Raw genomic sequence first — 13,792 nt, 5'->3', positions numbered from 1 at the left:
CTTAAACTGTTTGTCTACCTTGCCTGCCAGGCTTCGACAGAAGGCCAGAATGAAACGCTACGAACGATTCGCCGACGACATTGCCGAACTGATCCGCTCGGGTGTGCTGGGCCCCGGCCAGCGCGTACCCTCGGTACGCTATGCCAGCCAGACTCACGGGGTCAGCCCGTCCACGGTGTTCCAGGCCTATTACCTGCTTGAGCGGCGCGGGCTGATCCGCGCACGGCCGCGCTCGGGGTATTTCGTCAACGCCCATGCACCGCGCCAGTTCAGTGAGCCGCAGGCGTTGCAACCGGTCAGCGAGTCCACCGATGTCGACGTCAGCGCGTTGGTCTTCTCCATCCTCGACTCGATCAAGGACCCCAACACCGTGCCGTTCGGCTCGGCGTTCCCAAGCCCCGAACTGTTCCCGCTGCAGCGCTTGTCGCGCTCGCTGGCCAGCGCCAGCCGCGCAATGGACCCGCGCATGGTGGTCACCGACCTGTCCCCTGGCAACCCCCAGTTGCGCCGGCAGATCGCCCTGCGCTACATGGTCGGCGGGCTCATGCTGCCGATGGAAGAGCTGCTGATCACCAACGGCGCTCTCGAAGCCCTCAACCTGTGCCTGCAGGCCGTGACCGAACCCGGCGACCTGGTGGCGATCGAAGCACCGGCCTTCTATGCCTGCCTGCAGGTGCTGGAACGGCTGAAACTCAAAGCGGTGGAAATCCCCGTTCACCCGCGCGAGGGCATGGACCTGAGCGTGCTGGCGCAGACCCTGGAGAAGCACCCGGTCAAGGCCGTATGGTGCATGACCAACTTCCAGAACCCGGTGGGTGCGAGCATGCCGGAGGCCAAGAAGCAGGCGCTGGTCGAGCTGCTGGCACGCCACCAGGTGCCGCTGATTGAAGACGACGTCTATGCCGAACTGTATTACGCGCAACAGGCGCCCAAGCCAGCCAAGGCCTTCGATACGCAAGGCTTGGTGATGCACTGCGGTTCGTTCGCCAAGAGCCTGGCGCCCGGCTACCGGATCGGTTGGGTGGCCGCCGGGCGCTTCGCCCAGAAGATCGAACGGCTCAAGCTGATGACCTCGCTGTGCGCCTCGATGCCCGCCCAGGCAGCCATCGCCGACTACCTGCAGCACGGTGGCTATGACCGCCACCTGCGCAAGCTGCGTTACGCCCTGGAAGGCCAGCAAGCCAACATGCTCGCAGCCATTTCCCGGTACTTTCCGGCACAGACGCGGGTCAGCCAGCCCTCCGGCGGCTACTTTCTGTGGCTCGAACTGCCAGAGCAGATGGACGCACTGAAGCTGTTCCACATGGCCTTGGCCCAAGGCATCAGCGTTGCGCCCGGGCCGATCTTCTCGCCAACGCGACGCTTCGGCAATTGCATCCGCCTGAATTACGGTAGCCCCTGGCATGACGGTGCCGAACGGGCGATGGAGACCCTGGGGCGCATCATTCGTTCATTTTGATGGCTGGGGGCATTGAGACACGACTATAGTTTGTGCGAATTGTTCAACGGATCGAACAGCATGCCGCCAGTCACTCAACCCTCCTACCAGCAGCTGCAGGCACGTGTCGCAGAGTTGGAAGCTCTGCTGACCGAGCGCGAGGACATCGCGCAGGCCAACAACAAACTGCTCGGTCAACTGGTCGACAGCAGCCTGGCCAACGTGTTTGCGGCCGACCGAAAGATGCGCCTGGTGGCAATCAACCGCACTGCCCGCTAAACCTTCCAGCGTTTGCGCGGTTTTGTGCCACAGATCGGCGACTACATTCCGCAGTTCCTTGCCAACCAACCGGACATCATGGGCCGGTTGGCCCCGGTATGGCCGCGCCTGCTGGCCGGCGAAGCATTCATCGATACCATCTCCCTCGGGCCACCTGACGACCTGCGCCACTACGAAATCCGCTACAACCCGCTGCGCGATGAGCAGCAGCGCATTCAGGGTGGCTACATGTTCGCCTATGACATCACCGAACGGGTTGCCGAGCAGGAGCGCCTGCGCCAAACCGAAGAAGCCCTGCGCCAATCGCAGAAAATGGAAGCGGTCGGCCAGTTGACCGGCGGCATTGCCCATGACTTCAACAACCTGCTGGGGAGCATGCTTGGCGCACTGGAGCTGGCCGAGCAACGCCTGGGCCAACAGCGCTACTTCGACACTGCCAGGATGCTCGACGTCGGCAAGCACAATGCATTGCGCGCGGCTTCGCTGGTGCAACGCCTGCTGGCATTTTCGCGCCAGCAGACACTGTTGGCGCAACCGGTCGACGTGCAGTTGCTGGTGGCTGACATGAACGACCTGATCCGTAGCTCGATTGATTCGCACATCGACTTCCAGGACCTGACCCAGGCAGGACTGTGGTCGATCTGCATCGACCCTCAGCAGCTGGAAAATGCCCTGCTCAACCTGTGCATCAACGCCCGCGACGCCATGCCGCTGGGCGGCACATTGCGCATTGGTTGCGAAAACGCCGAACTCGACAAAGACCAGGCGAGCAGCATGGACCTGCCGTCGGGGCAGTTCTTGCATATCCGCGTGGACGACACCGGCATAGGCATGAGCAAGGACATTATGCAGCGTGCGCTTGATCCCTTCTTCACCACCAAGCCCATGGGCCAGGGTACTGGCCTTGGGTTGTCGATGGTCTACGGCTTTGTGCGCCAGTCGGGCGGCCAGTTACGCATCGACAGTACGCCGGGCCAAGGCACCACCGTTCACCTGTATCTGCCTCGGGACGAAAGTATCACGCCCCCAGCACCCTGTGTGGCACCCGAAGAGATCCTCGAAAAGCCGCAACACAGGCCTTATCGGATCATGCTGGTTGAAGATCAGGCGACCATGCGCCTGGTGCTCAGCGAAGTGCTGCAAGAACTGGGGCACGAGGTCCAGGTTTGCGAGGACGGCCTTAGCGCCTTCAATGCATTGCGGGAGGGGCCGTTGCCGGACTTGCTGATCACCGATGTCGGCCTGCCCGGCGGCATCGATGGGCAGCAACTCGCCGGGGCCTACCGAAGCCTTGCCAGTGAGGCGCCGGTGATACTGATCACCGGTTATGACATCACCAGCAGCGTGGCCAGCAGTCTGCCTGCCGGCCCCACCGAAGTGCTTTGCAAGCCGTTCGAGCTCAAGGCACTTGCGCAGCGCATCGATCGCCTGCTGGGCGTTAACGCGTATTTGCGTTGAGCGGCTTTTCGCCCTCGCCGTGAACGCGTTAAGCCATTGTGGCAACGTGCGCTGTCGGGCGAGCAGTTCACCTTGACCCAGCATTTAGGCAATGGGGCTGCACAGCGGCATTACGAGCTGTGCTTCAATTGCTTGCGTGCCCCTGATGGCGTTGTTCAAGGCGCCTACCTGTTCGCCCACGACATCAGCGAACGGGTCACGGCCCAACAACGTCTGCTCAAGGCTGAGGAGGCATTGCGTCATGCCAAGAAGATGGAGGCCGTTGGCCGCTTGAGTGGCGGCATTGCCCAGTACCGCGTACGTCACCCGCACATCAAAGTACTGTTCATTACGGGTACGATGAAAGCGCCATACTCAGCAACGGTCAGCCACTGGAGGCTTCCAGCGTGCTGACCAAACCTTTCGACCTGGCTGATTAACCAACGGCCACTGGATAGCGATGGAGCGCAAAGGATGCCCAGTGACTCTCGCTTGAGCACTACCGATGAATTGAGTTTTCTACGCCAATGGGTTGATCAACTCGAACGGCGCAATACCGAGTTGAGCAGCGAATTGTCGCGGTTGCACGAGCGCACTCAGGAGGCGGAAGGTTACCGATTCCTGTTCGAGAACATGGAAGAAGGCTTCTGCATCATCCAGTTCATCGACGGCCCTCTGGGGCCATTGAGCGACTACGTGCACTTGATGGCCAACCCCGCTTACTGCCGCCATGCCGGGCTGCCCGATGTGGTGGGCCGCACCCTGCGTGAAGTGATCCCCAACGAGGCCGAGGTCTGGCTCGACTATTTCGGTACGGTGGAGCGCACCGGCAAACCCCTGTATTTCGAGCACGAGCTGCTGGCCACCGAACGCTGCCTGGGCCTTGCGGCAATCCGTATTGAGCCTGCTCACAATCATCAGGTTGCGGTGATCTTTCGTGACGTGACGGCACGCAAGCGCGCTGAAAGCGCCCTGCAGCACCTCAACGCAGAGCTCGAACAGCGCGTGGAACTGGCCGTGGCGCAGAGCCAGAAGGCCGAGGAAGCGTTGCGCCAGGCGCAAAAGGTCGAAGCCGTAGGGCAATTGACGGGGGGCATCGCGCACGACTTCAACAACCTGCTCGGCGGCATCCTCGGCGCTCTGGAACTGGCCAGAGACAGGCTTGCAGCCGACCAGCGCAAAGCAACGATCAGCCCGCTGCTCGACAGCGCCCACGGTGCTGCGCAACGGGCAGCTGCGCTTGTGCATCGGCTACTGGCGTTCTCCAGGCAGCAAACCTTGCAACCTCGCCCGACGGATGTCGCCGAGTTGGTCAGCGGCATGCTGGACCTGATCAGCCGCAGCACCGGCCCCCACATCGCAATCGACTACCAGTGCGAAGACGCCCTCTGGGCGGTACGTATCGACCCTCCTCAACTTGAGAGTGCCCTGCTCAACCTGTGCATCAATGCCCGCGATGCCATGCCCAATGGCGGCCGGGTCCGTATCGCGCTGTGCAATACCTCGCTCACGCTTGACCACGCCAGCGAGCTGGAACTGGTACCTGGCGACTATCTGTGCCTGAGTGTCGAGGACACGGGTGGCGGCATGGCGGATGACACGCTCAGCCGCGCCGTGGACCCTTTCTTCACTACAAAACCACTGGGCCGCGGCACAGGCCTGGGCTTGTCTATGACCTACGGCTTTGTGCGGCAATCCGGCGGGCAGTTGAAAATCACATCGACGCTTGGGCACGGCACACAGGTGCTGCTGTACCTGCCGAGGTACCACGCGCAATTTGCCCCTGCCGCGCTCAAGCCCCTGGCGCCGGCAGCGCGCCCGAGCAGCGGCGCCGCAAAGCGGATCGTCGTGGTCGAGGATGTAAGCGCGATGCGCCTGGTCATTGCAGAAGTGCTGCATGACCTGGGCCATGAGGTGGAGATGTACGAGGATGGCCCCATGGCGATTGCCGGGCTGGAAAATCAGCCGCCACCCGACCTGCTGGTCAGTGACGTGGGCTTGCCGGGTGGCATCAACGGGCGCCAGTTGGCCGACCGGCTGCGCCTGCGCTACACCGGGCTCAAGGTGCTGTTCGTCACAGGCTACGACGAGAGCACGGCGCTTGGCCAAGGCGACTTCGATAGGGACATGCGTGTGCTGACCAAGCCCTTCACCCTTGAAGCGCTGGCCGAGCAGGTCGGCCAGTTGCTTGACGGCTGATAGCCCTCAGCGCCCGCCGCCCAGGTCGACGAAGCTGCCGGTGGAATAGGACGCTTTGTCCGAGAGCAACCAGATGATCGCCTCGGCGACTTCTTCAGGCCGGCCACCACGGCCCATGGGCAAACCGGTTTCGAGTTTGGCGACGCGGTCGGGGTCGCCGGAAAGCGCATGGAAGCCGGTGTGTATGTAGCCTGGGCGCACGCCATTGACTCGCACACCGTCCCCCGCCACTTCCTTGGCCAAGCCAAGGGTGAAGGTATCCAGTGCGCCCTTGGAGGCGGCGTAATCGACATACTCGTTGGGCGAGCCCAGGCGAGCGGCCACCGAAGAGACGTTGACGATAGCCCCGCCCTGCCCGCCATGCCGGCGTGCCATGCGCAGCAGGGCATGTTTGGCGCAGAGCATGGGGCCGACGACGTTGGTCTTCATCACCTTGAGCAGGCGAAACTCGGACATCTCCTCGACGCGGCTTTGCTGGCCGATGGTGCCAGCATTGTTGACCAGCGCAGTGACAGGACCGAGTTCCTGGTCGACGCGCTGAAACAGCTGGATGACCTCATCCTCGACGCTGGCGTCGGCGCGCACGGCAATCGCCTCGGCGCCCAATGCCCGCACCTGGCTGAGGATATGCTCGGCGGCCTGGTTGTCGGCGTAATAGTTGATGCAGATGCGATAACCCTGCTGTGCTGCCAGCAGCGCGGTGGCCGCGCCGATACCTCGACTGGCGCCAGTGATGACGATGACATTCTCCATGGGTCTGCCAATGTGTTCGAAAGTGGGGCTTCGACAATAGGGGAAATGCCAACTCAAGGGAATGACATCAACCCTGCAAAGTGTGCTATCCCCCCCGCTCTTGATCTGGCTCTTGATCCAGCTCTTGATCTTGATCTTGATCTTCAGCGACTCAGGAGGCCGAGCGCAGGCGTCTGGAGGGCCAGGTGCGCAGCACCCTTCGGCGTAGCCGAAGGCGCGAGATGTAGGTTTGCGCAGCAAACCGTAGGCCGCGCGGGCCCGGAAGGCGCCGGAGCGAGGGGACCCCGAAGCGCAGCGTAGGGGCCGTATGATGGAGCGCAGCCCTTTTTGGTTACTTTTTGGGGCGTTTGCCAAAAAGTGACCCGCTGTAAGAGCGGAAAGGTGACTAAGCGTCACCCTCGCAAATGGACGTTGCCAGATATCAATACCAACCGATCAATATCACCGATCAATATCACCGACCAACCAATCAATGCCCAGCCGAAGCCGGCCCAGCCTTGGCCGTAAACGGCGGCCGCGCAAACCACACCAACAAGATCAACCCAGCAAACACCCACGTCATCATCATGAAGTAGTCCACCGTCGACATCATGTAAGCCTGCGCATTCAGAATCTGCTCCAACTGCGCATAATTCTGCGGGCTAGCCCCCCCAAGCTGCTCGAGCGTATGCCGAGTCGCCGGGTCAAACTGGCTGATGTTCTCGCTCAAGTAGGCATGATGCTGATCAGCCCGGCGAATCCAGATCCAGGTCGTCAACGACGCCGCAAAACTCCCCCCCAGCGTACGCAGGAACGTCGCCAGCCCCGAGCCATCGGCAATCTGATGCGGCGGCAGGTCCGAAAGCAGAATGCTCAACGTCGGCATGAAGAACAGCGCAACGCCAATCCCCATGAACAACTGCACCAACGCCACATGCTGGAAGTCCACCTCACTGGTAAACCCGGCACGCATGAAGCAACTGGTCCCAATGGCCAGAAACGCCAACCCTGCCAACAGGCGCAAGTCAAACCGGTGCGCGTACTTGCCGACAAAGGGCGACATGATCACCGGCAACAGCCCGATGGGTGCCACCGCCAGCCCCGCCCAGGTAGCCGTATAGCCCATCTGCGTCTGCAGCCACTGCGGCAGGATCAGGTTGATACCGAAGAACCCCGCATACCCCCCGACCAAGACGATGGTGCCGACCCGGAAGTTGCGGTGCACGAACAACCGCAGGTTCACCACCGGGTGCCGGTCGGTCAGTTCCCAGATCACGAACACCGCCAGGAACACCACCGAAATCAGGCTGCCGATGATGATGAACGACGACTCGAACCAGTCCAGGTCATTGCCCTTGTCGAGCACCACCTGCAACGCGCCGACACCGACGATCAGCGTCAGCAGGCCGATGTAGTCCATCGGCTGACGGCTGGTCACCACCGGCCGCGTGCGCATCTGTTGGCGTACCACGGCGGCGGCGAACAGGCCGATGGGGACGTTGATGAAGAAGATCCATGGCCAGCTGTAACTGTCGGTGATCCAGCCCCCCAGTATCGGCCCGGCAATCGGCGCCACCACCGTGACCATCGCCAGCAGCGCCAGGGCCATGCCCCGCTTGGCCGGGGGGTACACGGCAATCAGCAAGGTCTGGGTCATCGGGTACAACGGCCCCGCCACCACCCCTTGCAGCACACGAAAGCCCACCAGCTCCGGCATCGACTGGGCGATCCCGCACAGGAACGATGCCAGCACGAACAGTAACGTGGCCCAGATGAACAGCTTCACCTCACCAAAGCGCCGGCTCAGCCAGCCCGTCAGCGGCAAGGCGATCGCGTTGCTCACCGCGAACGAGGTGATCACCCATGTGCCCTGCTCGTAGCTCACCCCCAGGTTGCCGGAGATGGTCGGCAAGGCCACGTTGGCGATGGTGGTGTCGAGCACCTGCATGAACGTCGCCAACGACAGGCCGATGGTGGTCAGCAACAGGCTCGGCGGGGTGAACTGGGCGGCGGCCTGGTTGCTCATCGCTGCGCCGTCTTGCCGGATGCGCTGTTGTCGTGAATCAGCCGGGCAATCAGGTGGTCGGCTTCGACCAACTGGCGGTCATACACCTGGGTGGTGTAGCTGGCCTGTTGCGGGGGTTGCTGGGCCAGGGTCGGGCCGCTCTGGTCGTGCAGGTCGACCTCGACCACCGTGGACAGGCCGATCCGCAGCGGATGGTCCTTGAGCTGATCAGGGCTCAAGTGAATACGCACCGGTACCCGCTGCACGATCTTGATCCAGTTGCCGGTGGCATTTTGCGCCGGCAGCAGCGCGAAGGCGCTGCCCGTACCTGCACCGAGGCTGTCCACCGTGCCGCTGTACTTGACCTCGCTGCCGTACAGGTCGGCGCTGATTTCCACCGGCTGACCGATGCGCATGTCGCGCAGCTGGGTTTCCTTGAAGTTGGCATCGATCCACACCTGGTCCAGGGGGATCACCGCCATGGTCGCGGTGCCAGGTTGCAGGCGCTGCCCCAGCTGCACGGTGCGCTTGGCGACATAACCGGTCACCGGCGCCACCAAGGTGGTGCGGGCATTGTCCAGGTAGGCCTGGCGCAGGTCGGCCGCGGCCGCCATGACTTCGGGGTGCGAGGACACCACGGTGTCATCGACCAGCGCGGTGCTGGTATTGAGCTGTTGGCGGGCGCTGGTGAGGGCGCTCTGAGCGACGCTCAGGTCGTCGCGAGCGTGGGAGATTTCTTCCGCCGCAATCGCCCCGCTGTCGGCCAGCACCTTGCGCCGGTTGTAGTTGTCCTGGGCCTTCTGCAACTCGGCCTGGCGTGTCTGCAACTGGGCCTTGAGCGCATCCACGTTGCTGTACAGGCCACGCACCTGGCGCACCGTGCGCGCCAGCTTGGCTTCAGCGGACTGCAGCGCCACCTCGCTGTCGGCCGGGTCGAACTGCAGCAACACCTGGCCGGCATGCACCAGGTCGCCGTCATCGGCACCAATGCTGGTGACGGTACCGGTCACCAGCGGGGTGATCTCTACCACGTTGCCGTTGACGTAGGCGTCATCGGTGCTCTCGTGCCAACGCCCGACCAGGGAGTACCAGGCCCAGGCGCCGATGCCGCCAACAATCAACAGCAGCAGCAGGCCGAGCAGCCAGGCCTTGCGTTTGCGCGACGGCTCGGGCGCGTCGGCGGGGGGTGTGGTGTCTGTGGGAGTAGCCATGACAATACCTTGGAAAATGCGTAACAGGGATCAACGATCGCCGAAGCGGCGGATCGTCAGAGGGTCGCCAGCGCTGAGCAGCACCTTGGCCAGCAAGCCCTCGAGGGTCTTGAGTTCTTCAGGTTGCAGCACGCCGCACAACTCGTTCATCGCCGCCGCACCGATCTCTGGCAGCCGATCAGCCAGGCGCTGGCCATCGTCGGTCAGGGCCAGGCGCACCTGGCGGCGATCGTCAGCGCAGCGGTTGCGTACGATCAGGCCCTTCTGTTCGAGGCGATCGAGCATGCGGGTCATCGAACCACTGTCCAGGCCCAGGTAGCGGCACAGCTCGGCCGGGGTGTCGACCTGGTACTGGGTGACGATGATCAACACTTTGAACTGCGCGGCGGTGACGCCCTCGGATTCAAGGTGCCAGTCAAGAATGCGGTCCTTGAGGATCGCCGCGCGGCCCAACAGCATGCCAATGGCACAGGTCTGGAAATTCTCGGGAGAAAAATGCGCCATAGGATCTGCCGTGGGTAATTGTGTAGAAATGTTACTGCCTAGGCAGTGAATGTCAAAGCTTTGATTAGGCTGCTATGCAAAACTTCATGATTTGACGCTCATGACTTGCTGATGTGGTTGCGCTGCTACGCCAACGCCGGCACCGCGCCACAGGCAATCGCCATGCCCACCAGCTCGGCCAGGCTGCCGGCCTGCAGCCGTTTCATCACCCGCCCCCGGTACAAGTCCACGGTCTTCACGCTAACCCCCAACTGCACGGCGATCTCGCGGTTGCTCAGGCCTTGGGCCAGCGGCACGAACACATCGCGCTCGCGCGGTGTCAGGCCATCGATGCGCGCCTGCACCTGGGCCAGCGCCTGGTTGCCCTGACGCGCGCGGCCGGCGCGCTCAAGCGCTTCCTGCACACTGTCGAGCAGCAACTGGTCACTGTACGGCTTCTCGATGAAGTCGCAGGCACCGGCCTTGAATGCCCGCACCACGATCGGCACATCGGCATGGCCGCTGACGAAGATCACCGGTAAGTCCAGACCCCGCTCCCTCATCAGCTGCTGCACCGCCAGCCCACCCAGCCCCGGCATCCGCACATCCAGCAGCACACAGGCGGGCCCATCATCCCGGCACGCGTCCAGAAACGCCTGACCACTGGCAAACGACAGGGCCTCAAGCCCCACCGACTGCAACAGCCAGACCGTGGAATCACGCATGCCCTGGTCGTCGTCGACCACATACACTTTCGCTTGCACCCTGACCTCCTCTTAGCCCCTGCTCACCGCCAGGCGGCAGCACACTACCAAACCGCCCTGCTCGCCCGCACGTGCCCACACACTGCCGCCAAACCCTTCGACAAGGCTGCGGCTCATGCTCAAGCCCAGCCCCAGACCATCGGCCTTGCTGGTGGTGAACGGGGTAAAAATGTCTTCCAGGCGTTCGGCCGCAACCCCTGGCCCTTGGTCCGCCACCTCCACCAACACCCCATCACCCTCGCGCACGGCGGCCAGGAGGATACGTGACGGGCGTTCGCCATGCTGCTCGCGGTTGGCATCAATGGCGTTGCGCAGCAGGTTCAGCAGCACCTGCTCAAGCAATACCCGATCGGCATACACCGCCGGCAATTGCGCGCTCACGCGCAGCTCGATGCTGACCTGGTCACGGGCCGCCTCCCAGGCACACAGGCGCATGGCCTCGTTGACGACATCCAGCATGTCCAGTGCCTGTAGCCGCCGCGGCCCTTTACGCAGAAACGCCCGTAGCCTGCGGATCACTTGCGCGGCGTGGGTCGCCTGCTCAGTGATGCGTTGCAGCCCCTGCCCGACCCGCACGCGTGCCTGCGGGTCGCGCTCCAGGCCCTGCAGGTAACGCTGACTGGCATTGGCATAGTTGACCACCGCCGCCAACGGTTGATTGATCTCGTGGGCGATGCCCGAGGCCAACTCGCCGAGGGTGGCGAGCCGGGCACTGTGCGCCAGGTTCTCCTGGGCCTCGATGCGCAAGGTGATATCACGCGAGACACTGACGATCTCCACCACGGCCCCGGTATAGGTTTCGCGGATGGCGCGGCTGGCGATCTCGAACCAGCGGTAGCCGCCAGCGGCCTGGCGCACCCGGCAGGTCATGGTGTGATAACCGTCCTGGTCCAGGGCGGCGGCCGCCTGAGCCAGCACCTGGCGGCGCTCGCGCGGGTGCAGCAAGGTCCGTACGGCCATGCCTCGCAGTTGCTCTGGCCACAGGCCCAACAGGCGGAACGCCGCCGGTGAGGCATCAAGAAAACGGCCATCGGGGCTGTGCCGGGAAATCAGGTCGGTGGTGTTCTCGATGATCAAGCGGTACAGGCGCCGGGCGCGGCTGGCTTCGCGCGCTCCCTGGCGCTCGGCGCTGGCGTCACGGCAGCGGCCGAGCACCTGCTGGCCTTGGTCGTCGGGGATGAACGTCCACAGCACGATGCGCTCGCCCACTTCTACTTGCACATCGGCAATTGCCCGGTGCTGTCGCAGGCAGGCGCGCACCAGTGCGGCGCAGTTGGCCGGCAGCCAGCAGGCCAGCGCAGGGCCTTCATCAACCCAGGCCTGCAAGGCCGGGTTGCAGGCCAGCGGCCTGGCATCGGCGGCCAGCAGCAGGCTGGGCTGGGGGTCTTTGGCGAGCAAGGGAGAGAGGGTCTTGTCCACGATGTGAGGCTCGTTGCTATAGTAGTTTTACTATATTGCTATAGTCGATATTCCATCTACCATAGCGACTCGCGTAAAACTGCGACAGGGGAATTGCGGCCAACCGTACGCCTTCCCACACCCTGAACAGAGCTAACAATCAGCCACCGGGGGCCAAGCGCACAGGCTGCGCCTGCCTCCCCTACAGGATTACCGCATGTCGATCTATGCCCAGGGCCTGATGCCCGCTGCCGTCAACCACGTCGCCCTCACCCCACTGAGCTTCATCGAACGCACCGCAGCCGTGTATGGCAACTACCCGGCTGTCATCCATGGCGCCATCCGCCGCACCTGGCAGGAAACCTACCAACGCTGCCGGCGCCTGGCCAGCGCACTGGCCGGCCGTGGCGTCGGGCGTGGCGACACGGTAGCGGTCATGCTGCCAAACACCCCGGCCATGCTCGAAGCGCACTTCGGCATCCCCATGACCGGTGCAGTGCTCAACACCCTCAACGTTCGCCTGGACGCCGAAGCCATCGCCTTCATGCTGCAACACGGCGAGGCCAAGGTGCTGATCACCGACCGCGAATTCCACTCGGTCATCGAAGCCGCCCTCGCCTTGCTCGAACACCCGCCCCTGGTGGTCGATGTCGATGACCCGGAGTACGGCGAAGGCCGCGCGGTCAGCGAGCTGGATTACGAGGCCCTGCTGGCCGAGGGTGACCCGGACTTCGCCTGGGAATGGCCCGATGACGAATGGCAGGCCATTTCGCTCAACTACACCTCCGGCACCACCGGCAACCCCAAGGGCGTGGTCTATCACCATCGCGGCGCTTACCTCAATGCCCTGGGCAACCAGATGACCTGGGCCATGGGCCACCGCCCGGTGTACCTGTGGACCCTGCCGATGTTCCACTGCAACGGCTGGTGCTACCCCTGGACCATCACCGCCCTGGCAGGCACCCACGTGTTCCTGCGCCGGGTCGACCCGCAGAAGATCCTCACCCTGATCCGCGAACATCGGGTCACGCACCTGTGCGGCGCACCCATCGTGCTCAACGCCCTGGTCAACATGCCTGAGGCCGCCAAGGCTGCCATCGAGCACCCGGTGCAGGCGATGGTCGCAGGTGCCGCGCCACCGGCCAAGGTGATTGGTGCAGTGGAAGAAATGGGCATTCAGGTGACCCACACCTACGGCCTGACCGAGGTATACGGGCCAGTGACGGTATGCGCCTGGCATGAAGCGTGGGACGGGTTGCCGCTCGAGGAACGTGCGCGCATCAAGTCGCGCCAGGGCGTGCGCTACCCTACCCTCGACGGCCTGATGGTCGCCGACCCGCAAACCCTCGCGCCGGTACCGCGTGACGGTAACACCCTGGGCGAGATCTTCATGCGTGGCAACACAGTGATGAAGGGCTACCTGAAAAACCCCGAAGCCACGGCCGAAGCCTTCCGCGGTGGCTGGTTCCATACTGGGGACCTGGCCGTGTGGCACGCCGATGGCTATGTCGAGATCAAGGATCGGCTCAAGGACATCATCATCTCCGGTGGCGAGAATATCTCTACCATCGAGGTCGAGGACGCCCTGTACAAGCACCCGGCGGTGCTTGAAGCCGCCGTGGTGGCACGCCCCGACGAGAAATGGGGCGAGACACCGTGCGCCTTCGTTGCCCTCAAGCCTGGCCGGGAAGACACCCGCGAAGCCGACATCAGCAGTTGGTGCCGGGAGCACTTGGCCGGCTTCAAGGTGCCCAAGACGGTGATCTTCGGCGAACTGCCGAAGACCTCCACCGGCAAGATCCAGAAGTACCTCCTGCGCGACCGGGCCAAAGCCCTCTGACCGTTC

The 13,792-nt window shown here is 63.4% G+C and carries 9 protein-coding genes and 2 pseudogenes; 5 read left to right on the top strand and 6 right to left on the bottom strand.

The features are described 5' to 3' along the window. Window positions 1-49: 49 nt before the first annotated feature. The 4 genes and pseudogenes from mapR (at window position 50) to CKW22_RS22290 (ending at window position 5,353) form a co-directional block, all read left to right on the top strand. Window positions 50-1,459 carry a GntR family transcriptional regulator MpaR gene (mapR, locus tag CKW22_RS22305; protein ID WP_033697460.1) on the top strand — a complete coding sequence of 470 codons (1,410 nt, stop codon included), beginning with the start codon at window positions 50-52 and terminating at the stop codon, window positions 1,457-1,459. 60 nt (window positions 1,460-1,519) lie between these two features. Further along, a pseudogene (locus CKW22_RS22300) lies at window positions 1,520-3,175 on the top strand (ATP-binding protein). A 27-nt stretch (window positions 3,176-3,202) separates the two neighbouring features. After that, a pseudogene (locus CKW22_RS22295) lies at window positions 3,203-3,463 on the top strand (PAS domain-containing protein); the annotation flags it as partial. Between the two features lie 165 nt (window positions 3,464-3,628). Next, window positions 3,629-5,353, top strand: coding sequence for an ATP-binding protein (locus tag CKW22_RS22290; protein WP_095065129.1), 1,725 nt, complete (start codon window positions 3,629-3,631; stop codon window positions 5,351-5,353). A gap of 6 nt (window positions 5,354-5,359) precedes the next feature. Here CKW22_RS22290 and CKW22_RS22285 read toward each other — a convergent pair whose 3' ends face one another. The 6 genes from CKW22_RS22285 to CKW22_RS22260 all read right to left on the bottom strand — a co-directional run bounded on the left by CKW22_RS22285 (window position 5,360) and on the right by CKW22_RS22260 (window position 11,967). Then, a complete protein-coding gene (locus CKW22_RS22285; RefSeq protein ID WP_095065126.1) occupies window positions 5,360-6,106 on the bottom strand; it encodes an SDR family oxidoreductase in 747 nt (248 codons plus the stop codon). A gap of 469 nt (window positions 6,107-6,575) precedes the next feature. Further along, the gene (locus tag CKW22_RS22280) at window positions 6,576-8,111 is read right to left on the bottom strand and encodes a DHA2 family efflux MFS transporter permease subunit (protein WP_033697455.1); all 1,536 of its coding nucleotides are present in this window, start codon (window positions 8,109-8,111) and stop codon (window positions 6,576-6,578) included. Then, entirely contained in the window at window positions 8,108-9,301 is a 1,194-nt protein-coding gene (locus tag CKW22_RS22275; RefSeq protein ID WP_033697453.1) for an HlyD family efflux transporter periplasmic adaptor subunit, read from the bottom strand. Before CKW22_RS22275 ends, CKW22_RS22280 begins: the two co-directional genes overlap by 4 nt. A gap of 30 nt (window positions 9,302-9,331) precedes the next feature. Beyond that, the gene (locus tag CKW22_RS22270) at window positions 9,332-9,805 is read right to left on the bottom strand and encodes a MarR family winged helix-turn-helix transcriptional regulator (protein ID WP_033697451.1); all 474 of its coding nucleotides are present in this window, start codon (window positions 9,803-9,805) and stop codon (window positions 9,332-9,334) included. Window positions 9,806-9,930: 125 nt separating this feature from the next. Continuing rightward, window positions 9,931-10,548, bottom strand: a complete 618-nt coding sequence (locus tag CKW22_RS22265) for a response regulator transcription factor (protein ID WP_033697449.1) — start codon at window positions 10,546-10,548, stop codon at window positions 9,931-9,933. A gap of 12 nt (window positions 10,549-10,560) precedes the next feature. Next, window positions 10,561-11,967, bottom strand: a complete 1,407-nt coding sequence (locus CKW22_RS22260; protein WP_047583761.1) for a sensor histidine kinase — start codon at window positions 11,965-11,967, stop codon at window positions 10,561-10,563. 196 nt (window positions 11,968-12,163) lie between these two features. Between CKW22_RS22260 and CKW22_RS22255 the strand changes: the two genes are divergently transcribed. Beyond that, window positions 12,164-13,786, top strand: a complete 1,623-nt coding sequence (locus tag CKW22_RS22255) for an acyl-CoA synthetase (protein ID WP_033697445.1) — start codon at window positions 12,164-12,166, stop codon at window positions 13,784-13,786. Window positions 13,787-13,792 lie beyond the last annotated feature (6 nt).

This window comes from Pseudomonas sp. Irchel s3f19, assembly GCF_900187555.1.
Taxonomy (GTDB): domain Bacteria; phylum Pseudomonadota; class Gammaproteobacteria; order Pseudomonadales; family Pseudomonadaceae; genus Aquipseudomonas; species Aquipseudomonas capeferrum.
Note: the sequence above shows the minus strand (reverse complement) of the source record. Positions and strands in the feature narration are given on the sequence as shown.